Consider the following 18,256-nt stretch of genomic DNA (forward strand, 5'->3'; position numbering starts at 1 on the left):
TGCGGTCGCCTTACTTGTCTTTTTTGTTGTCATCGACTTCTTCGAAGTCGGCGTCAACAACACCGTCGTCGGCCTGTGCAGAGGCATCAGCGTCCGCCGCGTCACCAGCGCCAGCTTCTTCCTGCTGGGCCTGATACATGGCTTCGCCAAGTTTCATCGAGGCCTGCTGCAGTTCGTTCAGCTTGGTGGTGATGGCTTCGGCATCTTCACCGTCCTTGGCTTCTTTCAAAGCCGACAGGGCGTTTTCGATTTCCGACTTGGTCGCGTCGTCAACCTTGTCACCATGCTCCGAAAGGTTCTTTTCGGTGGCGTGGATGATGGCTTCTGCCTGGTTGCGGGCTTCGACAAGGGCCTTACGCTTTTTATCAGCTTCGGCATTGCTTTCCGCATCCTTGACCATGTTTTCGATCTCGTCATCGGAAAGACCACCAGATGCCTGGATACGGATCTGCTGTTCCTTGTTGGTCGCCTTGTCTTTGGCAGACACGTTGACGATACCGTTGGCGTCGATGTCAAAAGTCACTTCAATCTGCGGAACACCGCGCGGTGCCGGCGGGATACCAACCAGATCGAACTGGCCAAGCATCTTGTTGTCAGCCGCCATTTCACGTTCACCCTGGAAGACGCGGATGGTCACGGCCGTCTGATTGTCTTCAGCGGTCGAGAAGGTCTGCGACTTACGGGTCGGGATCGTGGTGTTACGGTCGATCAGGCGGGTGAAGACACCACCAAGCGTCTCGATACCAAGCGACAGCGGGGTCACATCCAGCAGAAGAACGTCTTTGACGTCACCCTGCAGAACACCACCCTGAATCGCGGCACCAAGGGCAACAACCTCATCCGGGTTCACACCTTTGTGCGGGTCACGGCCAAAGAACTCTTTAACGCGTTCCTGAACCTTCGGCATACGGGTCATGCCGCCGACCAGGATAACGTCATCGATTTCACCAGCGGTGATGCCGGCATCTTTCAGCGCTGCCTTGCACGGGGTCATGGTGCGTTCGATCAGATCGCCAACCAGACCTTCAAGCTTCGCACGCGACAGCTTGATGTTAAGGTGTTTCGGACCAGAGGCGTCTGCGGTGATGAACGGCAGGTTGACATCGGTCTGCATCGACGAGGAAAGCTCGATCTTGGCTTTCTCGGCAGCTTCTTTCAGACGCTGCAGGGCCAGACGGTCTTTACGCAGGTCGATCTGCTGTTCTTTTTTGAACTCGTCAGCAAGGTAATCGATGATCTGTTTGTCGAAGTCTTCACCACCAAGGAAGGTATCACCGTTGGTCGATTTAACTTCGAAAACGCCATCGCCGATTTCCAGAACCGACACGTCAAAGGTGCCACCACCAAGGTCATAAACGACCACGGTGCCGCCGTCTTTCTTGTCCAGACCATAGGCCAGTGCTGCTGCGGTCGGCTCGTTGATGATACGTTTGACTTCAAGACCCGCAATCTTGCCGGCGTCTTTGGTTGCCTGGCGCTGGGAGTCGTTGAAGTATGCCGGAACGGTAATCACGGCTTCGGTTACCGGCTCACCCAGATGGGCTTCTGCAGTTTCCTTCATTTTCTGAAGCACCATGGCTGCGATCTGGCTCGGGGCCATTTTCTCGCCATTGACTTCAACCCATGCATCGCCGTTTTCGCCCGATACGATTTTGTACGGAACGAGATCCTTGTCCTTTTCGACTTCCGGATCGCCGTAACGACGACCGATCAGACGTTTAATGGCAAACAGGGTGTTTTCCGGGTTGGTGACTGCCTGGCGTTTCGCCGGCTGACCGACAAGGCGTTCACCATCATCGGTGAAAGCGACCATTGACGGAGTGGTACGAGCACCTTCGCTGTTTTCAATCACACGGCCTTCTTTGCCGTCCATGACTGCTACGCACGAGTTGGTGGTGCCAAGGTCGATACCAATAATCTTACCCATAGTAAGTTCCTCTTTTAGCGGCCGGTCCGTCCCGCAGCCTCCAAAATGAAGCGCCGCGCAGGACCTCCTGGGACCAATGGTTGTAATACACGTAATTTTTCTGGGGCTTCTTCGTTACCCCGCGAACCTATATATGAAAGTCGCCACAAAGTCGCAAGCGGTCAAAGTGGGGAATCTTGGCTGTTTTTTGCCTTCAAACCGCATTTTTGATCCGATCAACCGCATTTCAGGCCCGATAAACCGGCGCAATGGGCAAGAAAAGCCGGTTTTTAAGGCACAAAACCCGGCTTTCGAATTGCTTCATAACCGGGTTGCAAAACACTCAGATCACGGGCCTCAGATCGGAATATCGGCAGGATTGCAGCGGGTTTGGCGCAAAACGGTCTCAAGCCTGTGCGCCAGATTTTCCTTTTCATCTGCGCCCAGAAAACGCGCAATTTCCAGACTTTTGCCATGCGTGCGCAAAAACAGCGCGGCTTGTTCATCCTCGCCGCGTTCCAACACCACGCGCAGCCAATAGGGTTGAAAATCAAATTCCTCGCGTTCACCACGCACCGAAATCCGTGTCACCCGAAGGTTGCCGTGCGCAAGCTCGATCCGTTCTTCCTGACGGGCGGACCGAAAACTGAAATAAAACGCCAGGGACAGCAAGATAACATCAAGGCCCAAAAACCCGATCACCGGCCACGCGCCCACCGACCAGAAGATAAACCCGATGGTCGTTGTGAGTGCGGCTATAAACAGCACAATATTGCGGGCAGCCCGGCGCGACAGCGATCGCGGCGGAAACAGATCCACCCGAAAGATCGGTTTGGCTGAACGCGGCACGTTTGGCATGTAAGTTACCTGTTGCTGGATATCCGATTGTGCGCTGGTGTACAGGACAGCTGCAATCAAAATTCGATTTTTCACCCCTCACAGTTTATATAGTTTGCAACACGTAAATCGGATCAGGGGATGCGTATTAACGACACTCCCCACCCCAAATATCGATACATAAAAAGAGATCGCAGCCCATGGCCCGCCCGATGAACAAAGCCGCCATCGAAGAGTTTTTCCAGCGCCTGTCCGATGCGGACCCGGAACCGAAAGGGGAGCTGGATTACACCAATCCCTATACCCTTCTGGTCGCGGTTGCCCTCTCGGCACAGGCGACAGATGTCGGGGTGAACAAGGCGACCAAAAAGCTGTTTCAGATCGTCTCGACCCCGCAAGACATGCTTGATCTTGGCGAAGAAGCATTGATCGAGCACATCAAGACCATCGGGCTTTATCGTGGCAAGGCCAAGAACGTGATGGCGGCGGCCAAAATTCTTGTGGAAAAGCATGGCGGCATTGTCCCCAACGATCAGGAAGCGCTCGAAGAACTGCCCGGTGTCGGCCGCAAAACCGCCAATGTGGTACGCAACATCGCCTGGGGCGAGCATACGATGGCGGTCGATACCCATATTTTCCGGCTCGGCAACCGTACCGGCATGGCCAATGGCAAGACGGTTTTGGCGGTTGAAAAGGCGCTGCTGAAAAAGGTTCCGGCCCGCTTCATGACCCATGCCCATCACTGGCTGATCCTGCACGGGCGTTATATCTGCAAGGCGCGCAAGCCGCGCTGTGGTGACTGCATCGTCAATGATCTGTGCAATTACAAAGACAAAACGCCTGCCGGGGCTTGATCCGACAGGCGTTTAAAAGTTTCAGCAGTTAACAAGATCCAGATCAGAAAACCTGATCGAAGCTTGCCGGGGCGGGTGCAATTACCTTTGCACCATCGGGCTGGACTTGCATGATGGCATAGCCACGTTCCGACTGACCATCCGGGGTCAGACGAAAGATACCGTCCACACCGACAAATCCGCTTGGATTGGTCAGGGTCTGTTGGCTCATGTTGTTTTCATCACGCGCCATCAGGGCCGCCAGTGCCGTGCTGTCATAGGCAAGGCTTGAAATGCGGGGCGGCTGGCTGCCAAAGGTACGTTCGAAACGCGCCGCAAACAGTTCCCAGTTTTCCGGGTTAGGTGCGGCAAATATTCCGCCCTTAAGCGCCGGTTCGGCAAACAGGCCCGGATCGTTCCAGCCAAACGTTCCGATAAACTGCACCACCGATGGATCAACATCGAAATAGGCCAGAAGCGAGGAAACCTGACGCAACTCGCCACCGGTAGCCGGCAGGATCAGGGCATCAAAATCAAGCTCGCCAAAGGTATCGACCCCTTCAAGACGATTTAGCGCACGTCTAGCCCCGGCACTGCCATCGGCTTCAAGCTGTGCCTTGTGGGCGCGCAGGTTCGCACGCCGCGCGTCATAATTGGCAAAGTCCCGAATGGTTTGCTGCAAATCTTCCGAACCGGGCTGATAGAACGCGACCCGGCCAAGGGTCCCGCCAACGCGCGAGACAACGGTATTAAGTCCGCTTGCGATCTGGCGGCCGTAATCGTTTTGCGGCAGAAGGGCTGCAAAACGGTAACGCCCTTGCGTCGTGGCGTAGCCAGCCGCACGCGCGATCTGGTCTTCGGGGATCAGGCCATTGACCCAAACCCCGCTTTCCGCCACCCGGCGATTGTTGGAAAAGGCCACCACCGGCACATTCGCCGATTTGGCAACTTCGCTCGCCCCACTGACCGATTCGGCAAATAGTGGGCCAAGGATCATCTTGGCACCGGCATCAACGGCCTCTCGTGCGGCATTCTGCCCGCCCTGATAAGTGCCAGCGGTATCGATCGGCATCAGGATGAAGTCATCGCCGGCAATGTCAAACATGGCGAGTTCTGCGGCATGGCGCATCGCCCGGCCCAGTTCGCCGTGCTGCCCTGACAGCGGCAACAACAACGCAACCCGCTTTTCAAAAACAGCCGCATCGTCATTATAAAGCAACGGCAGCTCAGCGCCCTCGCCCTCGGGCAAGGCAGCATCGCTTGGCCACGGGCTGGCATCGGGGATCAGGCCCTGATTGGGGGCACTGTTCGGATCAACGGTATTGCCGCCCGGCTGATTGGCACTTTCAACCGGCGCCCCATCACGTTGCATGCCGAAAAGGTCCGTGATACTCGTGGTCGCATTACAAGCGGTCAGCCCGAAAGAGAGGACAACCACAGATGCCGTCCGGCGCGCAATCCGGCCCCAAGCCGGCAATAGATCCGAAAACCGATCCCGATCTGACAACGCCTGACACGGCAGCGCCTCTTTCTGCATCCGATCCTGTGACGGATGACGTTTCGGACAACCCACTCTCACCTCCACATAAGTCGTTTCGTCCGCAGGGTAATGCGGGCGAGGGTGCAAGTAAACATGATGAAAGCCATTTGCCGCTTTCAGCCGGTCTTTATCTTGTCGCTACTCCAATCGGAAATTTGGGCGATATTACGTTCAGAGCGCTTGAAATCCTCAAACGTGCCGATGTCATCCTGTGTGAAGACACCAGAACGTCGGGGAAATTGCTGTCGCGATATGGCGTGAAAACCAAGCGAATCGCCTATCACGAACATAACGCGGCCAAGATGCGCCCCGAAATCATGGATCGTCTGGGCAAGGGGCAGGGCCTTGCCCTTATTTCCGATGCCGGAACACCCTTGATCAATGATCCGGGCTACAAACTTGTACGCGACTGCAAGGCAGAAGGGTTCACTGTGACCGCCGCCCCGGGTGCCGCGTCGCCGATTGTTGCCTTGATCCTGTCTGGCCTGCCGAGCGATCATTTCTTTTATGCCGGCTTCCTGCCGCCCAAATCGATGGCGCGCAAAAAGGAACTGGCACGCTTTGCCCCGATCCCGGGCAGCCTGATCTTTCTTGAAAGTCCCAAGCGACTGGCCGCAAGCCTAACCGATATGGCCGAGATGCTGGGGGGCACACGCGAAGCCGCCGTGACCCGCGAGCTAACCAAAATGTTTGAAGAAGTCCGCAATGGCACACTTGCCGATCTGGCGGCGCATTATAATGAGGCCGGCGCCCCCAAAGGCGAGATCGTGGTGATTGTTGGCCCGGCCGATGCCAGCGAAAACGAACCAAGTGCCGAAGACATCGACGCGCGCCTAAGCGAGCTGATCAAAACCCACCGCACCAAGGATGCCGCCGATATTCTGGCCCGCGAAACCGGTCTTAAGAAGCGCGACCTTTATAATCGTGCCCTTGAACTTGCCAAGTCGGACCCGGATTGACCATGGCCCGATCCCGTCCTGTGCATGATGAAACATCAAGCCGCAAGCGGGCGGAAAAGGCCGGACGCCGGGCGGAAAAACTTTGTGAATTCTGGTTACGCCTGAAGGGCTATCGCATTCTGGCCATCCGCCACAAAAGCCCGGTCGGTGAAATCGACATCATTGCCAGACGCGGAAATGTCATGGTCGCGATTGAGGTCAAAAATCGCACCGATCGCGCAACCGCCCTGCATGCCATTACCCCAAGGCAACAAAGCCGCATCGCCCGTGCCCTTGAATCTTACGCAGGCAAGATCGGCCATACGGGTGATCTTCGCCTTGATCTGATGATTGTTCGAAATTGGGGCAGGATCGAGCATCTCAGGAATGCCTGGCAGGTTTCATAGCAGGCATTCCCGCAGTTTGTTGGGCTTAGGGATGCATTTTCGCACCCTTGGTGATCTTATCGACACTGCGTTTATCGGCATGAATGCCAATACCAACAAACTTTGCCGTTTCAGGATCCGCGTTGGCAAATACATCCCGATTGGCCGCATCGTGGCCAGTGGCAAACATTTCCTCGATATAGGCCGATACCCGGACACCGCGATTTAAGGCGCGCTGATGGATTTTCGCGATGGTATCGCCATCGGCGGCCAGAACGATGGCGGGCTGGCGCGACAGCGGGTTATAGATATTCTGGTTGGCGTCGATATAGGGCTCACCGATGATATCGGGGGTTTGGGCAACAATGCCGCTCATCAGGAAGGCCGTCACATTCAGGGATTGCCAAGTTTCAAGGTCATTGCGCAAAATCAGGGCGACTTTGGTATCAAACATTCACTTCCTCCAATCGGTCGGATGATCCGGTAATGAAAGAAGCAATAGAACAGGCAGATGATCGCGGTATTGAACGTTTGTGCAAAAAGCGCGAACGCTTCGTTGCGGCCCCGACTGCACCGGGGATCGAGCGGATCGAAGCCCTGTTCTATGGCAATATGTTCACCCCGCATCGCCACGATACCTATGCGCTGGGCATCACCTTGAAAGGTGTCCAGACTTTTAATTATCGCGGGGAATTTCGCGCCAGTAATCCGGGCAATATCATCATCCTGCATCCTGACGAGCTGCATGATGGCGGCGCTGGAACCGAGGACGGTTTGCAATATCGCATGCTGTATCTGGAACCGGCCCTGTTGCGATCGGGCCTTGATCACGAAGCCGATCCCCTGCCCTTTGTCGGTGAACCGGTTATTCAGGACCCAGTTTTGTGGTCGATCATGGCATCGGCTTTGGGGGAACTTGAAAGCGACATGGATCCGCTTTTGCGCGATCAGTTTGTCAGCGACATCGCCCGACGCCTGTCATTGCATGCCAAGGCACCACTGAAGCGCCCGCGCTTTACGGCCAGCCAAAGCATGGATCAGGTGCGCGCCTTTCTGGAAGATAACTTTGACCGTCCGGTTCAATCTAACGAGCTTGAACAGGTTGCCGGTATGGACCGTTTTCGCCTGATCCGGCATTTCCGTGCGCGGTTCGGAACCACACCCTATCGATATTTGATGATACGTCGCCTGCAAAAGGCGCGGGCATTGATGATGATTGGGCAACCCCTGGCCGGAATTGCCGCCGAAACCGGTTTTGCCGATCAAAGCCATTTCAACCGCCATTTCCGCCAGACTTATGGTGTGTCACCCGGGCGTTGGGCGGAATTATTCGCCAGCAACACCCTGTGATCGTTGCCCTGTTACATCGATTTCAGGCACGAATTTGCAGAAAAATGCATTTTTACTGATAAACCGGTCAGTATTTTAAGTCTCTTTAACCCCCGCGGGCCATAATGGGCGTTGTAAGACTTGGGGGAACTGGACGAGACATCCGTTAATGTCACCAATAAGAATGGTCAATCGGCCACTTGGCTTTGCCAGGGCACTTCTGCTGACGGGTATGTGCATTTTGCCGCTTTCCGGATGCACGCCCACATCCGTTGTGCTCGGCGCTGGCGCAACCGCCGGTGTTGCCGCCTTTCAGGAACGCGGCTTTAACGGTGCTGTCAGTGATACGGCGATCACCGCCCAGATCTGGCAGAAGTTTCTGGCACAGGACGAAAAACTGTTTCTCGATATCGAGATTGAAGTGGTTGAAGGCGAAGTTCTTTTGGCCGGTCAGGTGCCCACCGTGGCTGATCAACTTGAAGCTGTGCGGTTAAGCTGGCAGGTTAGCGGGGTCAAAAGTGTTCATAACGAGATTGAAATTGGTGATGGCCTGACGCTTGTTGATAGTGCAAGCGATCTGTTGATCACCACCAAGATCAAGACTGCATTGATGTTTGATGGTGATGTTTTCGCCATCAATTATAGCGTCGAGACAGTCAATGGCACCGTCCATCTGATGGGAATTGCCCAGGACGACCATGAACGCAGTCGCGTGATTTCACATGCCCGGGACACCAGTTATGTCAAACGGGTTGTCAGTCATATCCGTCTGAAAGACGATGCCATCCGACAAGGAACCTGAGCCATCAGTACCGTAAGCCACATAACAGCACCGACCGATCCGGATCGCCAATGGCTTGTCGATTATGGCAAGGGCCTGAAACCTGACGCCAGCGTGGCCGAGGCAGCCCTGCATTTTGCCCGTCTGAATCAATCGAACGGCACCCATAAACGCGATGTCGTGCCGTTCATTGCGATTTTGGATGATCTCGCCGATCAGGTCCGCGCCGAGTTGGCCGGTCTGACCTTGCAGCCCGATCTTGCCACCGACGGCACGGATCAGCAGGCCCTGCCGGTTGATGACAAGGAAGCCGAGCCGACCATTGATCAGGTCGTGCGCGCCCTGCAGACCGTGATTGCCGAACGCAATGGCTTTCAGGGGGATGCGGAAAACTATGATGACATTGCCAATGCCGATCTGATGCAGGTGATCGAGCGCAAGCGCGGCCTGCCGGTTGCCCTTGGCATGCTCTATATCCACGCGGCCATGCGGTGCGGCATTGCCGTCACCGGCATTGATTTTCCCGGTCATTTCCTGCTGCGTGTGCAGGCCAATGGCAAACGCAAGATGATCGACCCGTTCCATGGCGCGATCAGTCTCGGCCCGGCAGAATTACGTGAATTGCTGAAGTCATTTAGCGGCCTTGATGCCGAACTGGCCCCCCATCATTACCGGCCGTCATCCGATATCGATATTTTGTTACGACTTCAAAACAACATAAAGGTACGGGCGCTTCGCGCCGGTGAGCTGGAGCTCGCAACCCGTGTTGTCGAACACAGTTTGCTGATCGCGCCGGACCATGAAGGGCTTTGGCATCAGCTTGGCGCGCTCTATGCCCGCCTTGACCAGGACCATATGGCGCTTGGTGCGTTTGAACAGTTCGTCAAACGCTGCGAAGACCCGCTTCATCGCGCCCGGATCGAAGCGGTGATCGAAGAATTGTATGAAAGGGTCCGTCATGAAGCGGGCCCCGGAACGGCACATACAGAAAAGAACAAGGTCGTTGCGGATTACACCGACAAGGACGACACCGGATCGGCAGACGACAATGCGCCGATCCCGCTTTTCCCCGATAAATAACCCCGAAATAGCACCCAAAAATCCTGTGCTGCGTGCCAGAAATGTCGCATTTGGCGAGATGTGCCAGATCAACATCGCGCCAACCCTTATGGCTACAAAATAGCGATTTTCCGCACCTAGGATTAATTAAAGTTATTTATAAAGCGCATTATAGCATTTTTTATTTGCATCTATCCAAAGACAAACCGGTTTGTCTTGAAACCTCTCCGTTGCAAAACCGGGCGAATTGGCCCTTCAAAATCATATAAATCTTCTTGTTTCGATATTTTTGCGGGCTTTTCGCACCATTTGCGCGCTGTTACCTTCGAAAAACCTAAACAAAGCCCGAACCGTTGATTTCCGGGGCTTTGCGCCCGGCCGTTCTTGGCAGTGCGCATTCAAAATCAATTTTTGCAGTCCTGGCCCGTAAATTCGAACCGGATCCAGATCGAATTTCATCGATCAACACCTAAAAAAACATCTTTTGCAGTTTTTTGGCGAAGTTAAGGACAGGTTAAACGACCGGGCACGAAACAGTTGCAAAGCTTGCACCGAAAATCCCATTCCCTATACTCCGCAACAGTCAGTATCAGGCACACTGAAAATGATCAGGCCAACGCACGCGCGGCGTGGCTTGCCGGTTTTTTACTGTGCCGTATACATCAGGGTCTGAGCCCACATAACCGCAGGAATTTACTATATGAACGACACCAAATTCGACGTCGTCGGGATCGGCAACGCCATTGTCGACGTCCTTGCCCACTGCAAGGAAGAAGACCTTGCGCGTCTTGAGCTTGTCAAAAACGCCATGACCCTGATTGATGCCGACCGGGCCGATGCGCTTTATGACCAGATGGGTCCGGGCCTTGAGATGTCGGGCGGATCAGCTGGCAATACCATGGCTGGCATCGCAGCCCTTGGCGGCAAGGGTGCCTATATCGGCAAGGTGCGTGATGATCAGCTGGGCCAGGTTTTCCGCCATGACATCCGTGCGATTGGTGTCGCGTTTGATTCTGCGGCCGCGACCGAGGGTTCACCGACCGCACGTTGCCTGATCTTTGTCACCCCGGATGGTCACCGTACCATGAACACCTTCCTGGGTGCCTGCACCGAGCTTGGCCCGGATGATATTGATGAAGATCTGATCAAATCAGCCAAGGTCACCTACATGGAAGGCTATCTGTGGGATCGCCCCGAAGCCAAGGATGCCTTCGTTAAGGCCGCCAAGGTTGCCCATGATGCTGGTCGTCAAGTTTCGATCAGCCTGTCTGATTCCTTCTGCGTTGATCGCCACCGCGAATCCTTCCGCGAACTGGTCGACGACCATATCGACGTCCTGTTTGCCAATGAGGAAGAAATCAAGTCGCTTTACGAGGTCGAGACCTTTGAAGAAGCGCTGGCTGAAGTCCGCAAGCATTGCCGTGTTGCTGCCCTGACCCGCAGTGAAAAGGGTGCGGTCATCGTAAGCCAGGACGAACTTTATGAAATCAGCGCCGAACCGGTCGCCAAAGTGGTCGATACCACGGGTGCTGGCGATCTGTTCGCGTCGGGCTTCCTGTATGGCTACACCCAGGGTCACACCCTTGAGATCTGTGGTCAGCTTGGTGCGATCTGTGCTGCCGAGGTGATTTCGCATATGGGTGCGCGCCCGGATGCGGATCTCAAGGAACTGATCGCAAAGGCACTCTGATCGCTCTTTTATATAAAGAGTGCGGATGTTTGAAAGATTTCACGGGACGGCAACATTTCGTTGCCGTCCCGTTTTTTCTGTCGCAAAGGCCGGGTTTGCATGGCGCTGCAGCGCAACACAATCATTGACTTTGTCCAGAGTTTGGCGCAAACAGCCCGCATTGCAGAATAATCAACCCGACATGGCGCTTACAACGCTGGCCTTTCGCCTTAACATTGGCTATGACAGGGCGGCCTTCGGGTATATCTGCACGATTACGATCCGGGCCAGTAAACATTCAGCACATACGTTGATGTGGGTTTCCCACCGGTGATACCGGCGGCAACCATCGCGCTTGTTGCTGAATATCTACTGGCCTTGAAACACTTACTTACTGACCGATGCGCATGGGCATGACCCGGCGCGCGGCATTTTTATTTCTGGAGTCCGCGCCCATGAGCTTGCGCAATATCGCCATCATCGCCCACGTTGACCACGGCAAAACCACGCTGGTCGATTCCATGTTCCGCCAGTCCGGTGTCTATCGTGACAACCAGCGTGTTGACGAACGCGCCATGGACAGCAACGACCTGGAACGTGAACGTGGCATCACCATCGTCGCGAAACCGACGGCCGTTCAGTGGGGCGAAACCCGTGTAAACATCGTCGATACCCCGGGCCACGCCGATTTCGGTGGTGAGGTCGAACGTATCCTGTCCATGGTTGAAGGTGTTGTCCTGCTGGTTGACTCGGCCGAAGGCCCGATGCCGCAGACCAAATTCGTTCTGGGCAAGGCGCTTAAACTCGGTCTGAAGCCGATTGTTATCATCAACAAGATCGACCGTCCGGACCAGCGCGCCGAGGAAGTCCTCGACGAGATTTTCGATCTGTTCGTATCGCTCGAAGCATCCGAAGAACAGCTCGACTTCCCGGTTCTCTACGCATCCGGCCGTGACGGCTGGGCAGCTGAAAATCCGGAAGGCCCGAAAGAAAACCTGACCCCGCTGATGGAACTGGTTCTGAGCCACGTTCCGGCACCGGACGTTGATGAAAAAGCACCGTTTGCCATGCTGGCAACCATGCTGCATGCCGATAACTTCCTTGGTCGTATTCTGACCGGCCGTGTTTATCAGGGCCGTGCGAAACTCAACATGCCGGTGAAGGTTATTCGCGGCGATGGCACGGTTGAAACCGGTCGTCTGTCGAAACTGATGGGTTTCCGCGGTCTGGAACGTGTCCCCCAGGAAGAAGCCGTTGCCGGTGACATCATCGCGATTGCCGGTCTGACCGAAGCAACCGTGGCTGACACCATCTGCTCCACCGAAGTTACCACCGCAATCGAAAGCCAGCCGATCGATCCGCCGACCCTGGCGATGACCTTCTCGGTCAACAACTCGCCGCTGGCCGGTCAGGAAGGCGACAAGGTTACCTCGCGCATGATCCGTGCCCGTCTGGAACGCGAAGCCGAAGGCAACATCGCGATCAAGATCGGTGAAACCGAAGACAAGGACGCATTCGAGGTTGCCGGTCGTGGCGAACTTCAGCTGGGCGTTCTGGTGGAAACCATGCGTCGCGAAGGCTTCGAACTGTCGATCTCGCGTCCACGCGTTCTGTTCAAGGAAATCGACGGCGTTCTGTCCGAACCGTTCGAAGAAGTCCAGGTTGACGTTGACGAAGAATATTCCGGCGTCGTGGTCGAGAAAATGAGCCTGCGCAAGGCTGAAATGACCGACATGCGTTCTTCCGGTGGTGGCAAGACCCGTATCATCTTTATTGCGCCGTCGCGTGGCCTGATCGGGTATCACGGTGAATTCCTGACCGATACCCGCGGTACCGGCGTTATGAACCGCGTGTTCCATTCCTATGGCCCGGTCAAGGGCTCTATCGCCGGCCGTCGTAACGGTGCGCTGATCTCCAACGATCAGGGCGAAGCAGTGGCCTATGCCCTGTTTAACCTTGAAGATCGTGGCATCATGTTCATCGAACATGGCGAACGCGTCTATCAGGGCATGATCATCGGTGAACACAACCGTGACAACGACCTTGAAGTCAACGTGCTCAAGGGCAAGAAGCTGACCAACGTGCGTGCATCGGGCAAGGACGAAGCTGTTACCCTGACCCCGCCGCGTCGTATGTCGCTTGAAGAAGCGCTGTCTTACATTCAGGACGATGAACTGGTCGAAGTGACCCCGAAAAGCGTTCGTATCCGTAAGCTGCACCTTGATCCGAACGTGCGTAAGCGCGAAAGCCGCAAGAAAGAAGGCTAAGCCCTTCTCTTGCCAAGCCGAATTCAAAAAGGCCGGTCCATATGGATCGGCCTTTTTGCTGTTCGCGTTTTCGCCACACAGCCCGATGTTTCGGCTTTCCTTAACCTGTTTGCCCTAGCTTCATGACAGCATGCTTCAAGTTGGGGGAAATCGATGCACAGCGCAGAAAAACGAAGCTGGGGCGAGGCCTTTGGGGCCTTTATTCATCCGCGCGTGATCACGATGCTGTTTCTGGGACTGTCGGCCGGCATTCCCATCCTTCTGATTTTCTCCACCCTGTCGATATGGCTGCGCGAAGCAGGTGTGGATCGTTCCACTGTTACCTATTTCAGTTGGGCGGCACTTGGCTATTCCTTCAAGTTTGTCTGGGCGCCACTGATTGACCGTCTGCCCTTGCCAGTTTTGCACGGCATTCTGGGCCGTCGGCGCAGCTGGCTGATCATTGCCCAGGGCGGCATCATCGCCGCCATCCTGTGGATGGGACTGACCGACCCGGCAGAAAACCTGACCATGATGGCCTTTGCCGCGGTTGCCCTTGGTTTTGCCTCGGCCACCCAGGACATTGTTATTGACGCCTATCGCATCGAGGCCGCCGATGCCGACCTTCAGGCGATGATGAGCTCGGCCTATATCGGCGGTTATCGCATTGGCATGATCGTCGCTGGTGCCGGGGCCCTGACCATTGCCGGATTGTTTGAAGCCGAAGGTACCTATCAACACCATGCATGGACGGTAGCCTATGCCTGCATGGCGCTTGCGATGTGTGTGGGTGTGATCACCACCTTACTTGTCAGCGAGCCCAAGGTCGTAAAGCTCGACAGCAAATATTTCCACGAAACATCGGACTATGTCCGGTTTCTGGCGATGTTCGCGCTTACCGTGGTCGCCTTCATCCTTGCCAATGTCTATGCCGGGGAGATCACCAATCCGCTGAAAACCGCCCTGACTGACGGCGGCATGATCAGCGAGCTGTCAGGCTTCATTGCCGGTACCGTCAAACTGGCCATTTCGGTCGGATTTGCCATCCTTGTTGCCTGGCTCACCACCCGGGTTGGCCTGACACCGACCGGCATGGTTCAGGAAACCTACATCTCGCCGGTCAAGGACTTCATTGACCGCTATGGCAAGGCGGCCATCGTCATCCTGGCCCTGATCGGGGTGTATCGCATCGCCGATATCGTCATGGGCGTGATGGCCAACGTGTTTTACACCGACCTTGGTTATTCCAAGGAAGAAATCGCCGCCGTTTCCAAGACATTCGGCCTGTTCATGACCATTGGTGGCAGTTTCCTGGGTGGGGTTCTGTCGGTCCGCTATGGCGTGGTGCGGATCCTGTTTCTTGGCGCGTTGTTATCGGCGATCACCAATGTCCTGTTTGCCTTCATGGCACAGCTTGGCCCCGACACCACGATGTTTGTCGTTGTCATCATGGCCGATAACCTGTCGGGTGGTCTCGCAACGGCGGCCTTCATCGCCTATCTGTCGGGCTTGACCAATATCTCGTTCACCGCGATGCAGTACGCGATCTTCAGTTCGATCATGACCCTGTTCCCGAAAATCCTTGCCGGCTTCTCGGGCACGGTGGTTGATGCGGTCGGATATAGCTGGTTCTTTATCGGCACAGCTGTGATCGGCATTCCGGTGCTTTATCTCGTTGTTCTGGCCGCCCGCCTGACAGACGTAAAGGACCCCGAAGAACCCAAGACTGCCGAAGCCTGATCAGATCAGAAACCAAATCCGGCCCACCGACGGGTCCACTATTCCAAAACAAAACCGGACGCCAATCAGGCGTCCGGTTTTTTAAATCTTGTGTCTGTTACGGGGGTTACCCGCCACTCACTGACCTTTTCAGGCGGCCTGTTCGGCCTCGTCCTGGGTCAGCAATGCGTAGATCGCATCTGCAGATCCGGCACCGCGGAGCTTGTCGCACATGCCCTGATTGCGCAGCAGACGGGAAATCCGTGCCAGTGCCTTCAGGTGATCAGCACCGGCTTCTTCGGGCGCAATCAGCATGCAGAAAAGGTCGACCGGGTGTTCATCAACCGCGTCAAACTCGATCGGATTGCCTGCACGGGCAAAAACCATATACAGGCGGTCCAGATCATTGAGCTTGCCATGCGGAATCGCGACACCGCCACCGACACCGGTACTGCCAAGCTTTTCACGGTCAAGCAGGACAGAGAAAATCTCGCTTGCAGGGCGGCCGGTAACTTCGGCGGCCTTTTCGGCAAGTTCCTCAAGCACAGCCTTCTTCGCACCGGCACGCAGTGCCGGAATAACTCCGGACGGAGTAAGAATAGATGATATGTCCATTTTTCGCGTTGCGTTGTTTGGCTCGGAATCTGTTTCTGTCACGCGCCACTCGCTTCATTATCGTTTGGGTCCAACCAGCCGATATTTCCGTCCGAGCGACGGTAGACAACGTTCAGTCCGCCATGTTTGCCATTCCGGAACATCAGTGCCGGAATGTCCCCCAAGTCGAGCCGCATGACAGCTTCCCCAACGGAAAGCGTATCGATGCGATCGGGTGTCTCGGCAACAATCACAGGCTCGAAGCCATTTGTGTGATTATCGTCCGTTTGATCTTCATCTTCCTGTGCGATCACATAGTGGATCGCCTCCAGGCGAGCCTCCTCATAGTGGTCACGGGTTGCGTGATGATCACGCAGGCGCCGTTTATAACGCCGCAACTGTTTGGCCACTCTGTCACAGGCGGCATCAAACGCGGGATAAACCTCGTTCGCTGATGCCTTGGCCTGAACCATCATGCCCTTGCCGACATGGACCGAAATCTGCGCGTGATAGAGATGTGCCTGTTTGGTGACGGTCACCGTGGCTTCAATCGCGTGATCGAAATACTTCTCTACTGCAGGGTCCAAGGTCTCGACGACGTGCTGGCGAAAAGCATCGCCAACGTCAAGTTGCTTACCGATAACCGTAATTTGCATGGATCGCCTATCCCCGGTTGAGTGACATACCAGTTTGGTGCCCCTCTCGTAGGTGGGCGCACCATATTCCCTCGTCATTACCAAGTCAAGATATGGGTATGTTCCCTTGAATTACAGCACCTTAAGGTGCGTTTTTTCGATAAATTCGTGCTAGGAAGCACGTGATTTTTTCTCGCGCCGACGCTGCACTGACGATGGGATGCGCATCGCTTCGCGGTATTTTGCCACTGTTCGACGCGCGATGTCGATCCCTTCCTTGCCCAGAAGCTCAACCAGTTTGTCATCCGACAAAATCTTCTTGGGTTCTTCGTTGTCGATCAAGGACTTGATCCGGTGACGCACCGCTTCGGACGAATAGGCATCGCCACCATCTGAAGATGAAATTGCCGTGGTGAAGAAATATTTCAGCTCGAACATGCCGCGCGGCGTCGACATGAACTTGCCGTTGGTCACACGTGAAACCGTACTTTCATGCATGCCAATTGCTTCGGCGATGTCGCGCAGGATCAGTGGCCGCAGATGCGCAACCCCGTGGGTAAAGAACCCGTCCTGCTGACGCACGATTTCGCTGGCGACCTTCATGATGGTGGTCGCACGCTGATGCAGCGCCTTGACCAGCCAGTTGGCACTTTGCAGCTTCTCACTCATGAAACCGCGCTCTTCGCGATCGCGCAGGCCCGACCCAATCTGGGCGACATAGTCTTCATTGACCAGAACCCGCGGCAGGGCTTCGGAATTCAGTTCCAGATGCCAGTTGCCATTGCCCGCCGCACGCATCAAAACGTCCGGGATCACCGGAGTTGCGATTTCGCCATCGGCGGTCTTGCCTGGGCGCGGATCAAGGGTTTTGATCTCGGCGATCATGTCATGGAGATCATCCGAATCGACACCACACACCCGACGCAGGCGGTCAAAGTCCCGCTTGGCCAGCAAATCAAGATTGGCCAGAAGGGCTGCCATCGCCGGATCAAACCGGTTGAGTTCGCGCAGTTGCAATTCCAGACATTCCGCCAGATCGCGGGCAAAAATGCCAACCGGGTCAAAGCCCTGCATGACCTTCAGAACGCGTTCGACATCCGCGATATCGCATTCAAGGGATTCGGAAACTTCATCAAGATCGCCGCTGATATAGCCGTTTTCATCAAGCATATCGATCAGGTAACTGCCGATCATACGCGACATGGCATCGGCGAAGGCGATATTGAGCTGATCATCAAGGGTCTGGCGCAATGTCGCTTCATCAGCCAGCGTCTGTTCCAGCCCCGGAAGGTCATCCCCACCCGCGGCCGAACCGCCAGCACCGCCAGCACCGCCACCCGCACCGCCGCTATAGGGCGCGGAATAATCGTGACTGCCTGAAACCGGTTCACCGTTGCGGGTGATTTCACCTTCACCGCCATAAAGCGCGTCACTTGAAACATCCAGCGGGCCGTCATCACTGCCCATCGTTTCGCTGGACGTCAGGCGATCGGTGCCGAACCGGTCATCGCGGTCAGTGAAATTGTCGTTTGATCGGCTATCAAGGCCTTCATCGCCATTGCCAACCGCACCATCACCGGCCTCGGCATAGGTCTGGCCGGGATCGGCCCGCTCCAACAGCGGGTTTTCCATCAGTTCACTGTCGATGAAATTGGAAAGCTCAATATTATTGAATTGCAGCAGTTTGATTGCCTGCTGCAGCTGGGGAGTCATGACAAGTGACTGGGACTGGCGTAGATCCAGACGCGCCTTCAGGGCCATTTATGCACTACCCCGTGTCAATC

The 18,256-nt window shown here is 55.4% G+C and carries 16 protein-coding genes; 9 read left to right on the plus strand and 7 right to left on the minus strand.

Annotated features, from left to right (window positions below; all coding sequences use genetic code 11):
• Positions 1–10 precede the first annotated feature (10 nt).
• Positions 11–1,927, minus strand: a complete 1,917-nt coding sequence (gene dnaK / locus IT893_RS18745) for a molecular chaperone DnaK (RefSeq protein ID WP_008888681.1) — start codon at positions 1,925–1,927, stop codon at positions 11–13.
• 336 nt (positions 1,928–2,263) lie between these two features.
• Positions 2,264–2,764, minus strand: coding sequence for a DUF2244 domain-containing protein (locus IT893_RS18750; RefSeq protein WP_064780179.1), 501 nt, complete (start codon positions 2,762–2,764; stop codon positions 2,264–2,266).
• A gap of 191 nt (positions 2,765–2,955) precedes the next feature.
• On the opposite strand from IT893_RS18750, the gene nth reads away from it, so the two are divergent.
• The gene (gene nth, locus IT893_RS18755) at positions 2,956–3,597 is read left to right on the plus strand and encodes an endonuclease III (protein WP_063086839.1); all 642 of its coding nucleotides are present in this window, start codon (positions 2,956–2,958) and stop codon (positions 3,595–3,597) included.
• 43 nt (positions 3,598–3,640) lie between these two features.
• Here nth and IT893_RS18760 read toward each other — a convergent pair whose 3' ends face one another.
• A complete protein-coding gene (locus IT893_RS18760; RefSeq protein WP_197146277.1) occupies positions 3,641–4,948 on the minus strand; it encodes a penicillin-binding protein activator in 1,308 nt (435 codons plus the stop codon).
• A gap of 68 nt (positions 4,949–5,016) precedes the next feature.
• On the opposite strand from IT893_RS18760, the gene rsmI reads away from it, so the two are divergent.
• Positions 5,017–6,075, plus strand: coding sequence for a 16S rRNA (cytidine(1402)-2'-O)-methyltransferase (gene rsmI, locus IT893_RS18765; RefSeq protein WP_197146278.1), 1,059 nt, complete (start codon positions 5,017–5,019; stop codon positions 6,073–6,075).
• Between the two features lie 2 nt (positions 6,076–6,077).
• Positions 6,078–6,461: a YraN family protein gene (locus tag IT893_RS18770; protein WP_197146279.1), complete on the plus strand. Its 384-nt coding sequence runs from the start codon at positions 6,078–6,080 to the stop codon at positions 6,459–6,461.
• A gap of 25 nt (positions 6,462–6,486) precedes the next feature.
• On the opposite strand, the gene IT893_RS18775 is transcribed toward IT893_RS18770, so the two are convergent.
• Positions 6,487–6,894 carry a DUF2000 family protein gene (locus IT893_RS18775; RefSeq protein ID WP_197146280.1) on the minus strand — a complete coding sequence of 136 codons (408 nt, stop codon included), beginning with the start codon at positions 6,892–6,894 and terminating at the stop codon, positions 6,487–6,489.
• 32 nt (positions 6,895–6,926) lie between these two features.
• On the opposite strand from IT893_RS18775, the gene IT893_RS18780 reads away from it, so the two are divergent.
• The 6 genes from IT893_RS18780 to IT893_RS18805 all read left to right on the plus strand — a co-directional run bounded on the left by IT893_RS18780 (position 6,927) and on the right by IT893_RS18805 (position 15,264).
• Positions 6,927–7,790: an AraC family transcriptional regulator gene (locus IT893_RS18780; protein ID WP_197146281.1), complete on the plus strand. Its 864-nt coding sequence runs from the start codon at positions 6,927–6,929 to the stop codon at positions 7,788–7,790.
• A gap of 148 nt (positions 7,791–7,938) precedes the next feature.
• Positions 7,939–8,571 (plus strand): BON domain-containing protein, encoded by a 633-nt coding sequence (locus tag IT893_RS18785; RefSeq protein ID WP_143588679.1) that lies wholly within the window; start codon positions 7,939–7,941, stop codon positions 8,569–8,571.
• Positions 8,572–8,664: 93 nt separating this feature from the next.
• The gene (locus IT893_RS18790) at positions 8,665–9,630 is read left to right on the plus strand and encodes a SirB1 family protein (RefSeq protein WP_197146282.1); all 966 of its coding nucleotides are present in this window, start codon (positions 8,665–8,667) and stop codon (positions 9,628–9,630) included.
• 679 nt (positions 9,631–10,309) lie between these two features.
• On the plus strand, positions 10,310–11,299 hold the full coding sequence (locus tag IT893_RS18795; RefSeq protein WP_008888691.1) for an adenosine kinase: 990 nt from the start codon (positions 10,310–10,312) through the stop codon (positions 11,297–11,299).
• Between the two features lie 434 nt (positions 11,300–11,733).
• Positions 11,734–13,545, plus strand: a complete 1,812-nt coding sequence (typA, locus tag IT893_RS18800; RefSeq protein WP_063086392.1) for a translational GTPase TypA — start codon at positions 11,734–11,736, stop codon at positions 13,543–13,545.
• 153 nt (positions 13,546–13,698) lie between these two features.
• Complete coding sequence (locus IT893_RS18805; RefSeq protein WP_197146283.1) at positions 13,699–15,264, plus strand: MFS transporter; 1,566 nt, start codon at positions 13,699–13,701, stop codon at positions 15,262–15,264.
• A gap of 129 nt (positions 15,265–15,393) precedes the next feature.
• On the opposite strand, the gene ptsN is transcribed toward IT893_RS18805, so the two are convergent.
• From ptsN to rpoN, 3 genes are all read right to left on the minus strand, one after another.
• Positions 15,394–15,858: a PTS IIA-like nitrogen regulatory protein PtsN gene (ptsN, locus tag IT893_RS18810; RefSeq protein ID WP_008888694.1), complete on the minus strand. Its 465-nt coding sequence runs from the start codon at positions 15,856–15,858 to the stop codon at positions 15,394–15,396.
• A 38-nt stretch (positions 15,859–15,896) separates the two neighbouring features.
• Positions 15,897–16,493: a ribosome hibernation-promoting factor, HPF/YfiA family gene (hpf, locus tag IT893_RS18815; protein WP_008888695.1), complete on the minus strand. Its 597-nt coding sequence runs from the start codon at positions 16,491–16,493 to the stop codon at positions 15,897–15,899.
• Between the two features lie 150 nt (positions 16,494–16,643).
• A complete protein-coding gene (rpoN, locus tag IT893_RS18820) occupies positions 16,644–18,233 on the minus strand; it encodes an RNA polymerase factor sigma-54 (RefSeq protein ID WP_197146284.1) in 1,590 nt (529 codons plus the stop codon).
• Positions 18,234–18,256: the final 23 nt, after the last annotated feature.

The organism is Thalassospira sp. A40-3, assembly GCF_015871485.1.
Classification (GTDB): Bacteria; Pseudomonadota; Alphaproteobacteria; order Rhodospirillales; family Thalassospiraceae; genus Thalassospira; species Thalassospira tepidiphila.

Coding starts and splice junctions, on each gene's coding strand:
- dnaK (WP_008888681.1), bottom strand. CDS start 1,927: ATGGGTAAGATTATTGGTATCGACCTTGGCACCACCAACTCGTGCGTA.
- IT893_RS18750 (WP_064780179.1), bottom strand. CDS start 2,764: ATGCCAAACGTGCCGCGTTCAGCCAAACCGATCTTTCGGGTGGATCTG.
- nth (WP_063086839.1), top strand. CDS start 2,956: ATGAACAAAGCCGCCATCGAAGAGTTTTTCCAGCGCCTGTCCGATGCG.
- IT893_RS18760 (WP_197146277.1), bottom strand. CDS start 4,948: ATGCAACGTGATGGGGCGCCGGTTGAAAGTGCCAATCAGCCGGGCGGC.
- rsmI (WP_197146278.1), top strand. CDS start 5,017: ATGCCGTCCGGCGCGCAATCCGGCCCCAAGCCGGCAATAGATCCGAAA.
- IT893_RS18770 (WP_197146279.1), top strand. CDS start 6,078: ATGGCCCGATCCCGTCCTGTGCATGATGAAACATCAAGCCGCAAGCGG.
- IT893_RS18775 (WP_197146280.1), bottom strand. CDS start 6,894: ATGTTTGATACCAAAGTCGCCCTGATTTTGCGCAATGACCTTGAAACT.
- IT893_RS18780 (WP_197146281.1), top strand. CDS start 6,927: ATGAAAGAAGCAATAGAACAGGCAGATGATCGCGGTATTGAACGTTTG.
- IT893_RS18785 (WP_143588679.1), top strand. CDS start 7,939: ATGTCACCAATAAGAATGGTCAATCGGCCACTTGGCTTTGCCAGGGCA.
- IT893_RS18795 (WP_008888691.1), top strand. CDS start 10,310: ATGAACGACACCAAATTCGACGTCGTCGGGATCGGCAACGCCATTGTC.
- typA (WP_063086392.1), top strand. CDS start 11,734: ATGAGCTTGCGCAATATCGCCATCATCGCCCACGTTGACCACGGCAAA.
- IT893_RS18805 (WP_197146283.1), top strand. CDS start 13,699: ATGCACAGCGCAGAAAAACGAAGCTGGGGCGAGGCCTTTGGGGCCTTT.
- ptsN (WP_008888694.1), bottom strand. CDS start 15,858: ATGGACATATCATCTATTCTTACTCCGTCCGGAGTTATTCCGGCACTG.
- hpf (WP_008888695.1), bottom strand. CDS start 16,493: ATGCAAATTACGGTTATCGGTAAGCAACTTGACGTTGGCGATGCTTTT.
- rpoN (WP_197146284.1), bottom strand. CDS start 18,233: ATGGCCCTGAAGGCGCGTCTGGATCTACGCCAGTCCCAGTCACTTGTC.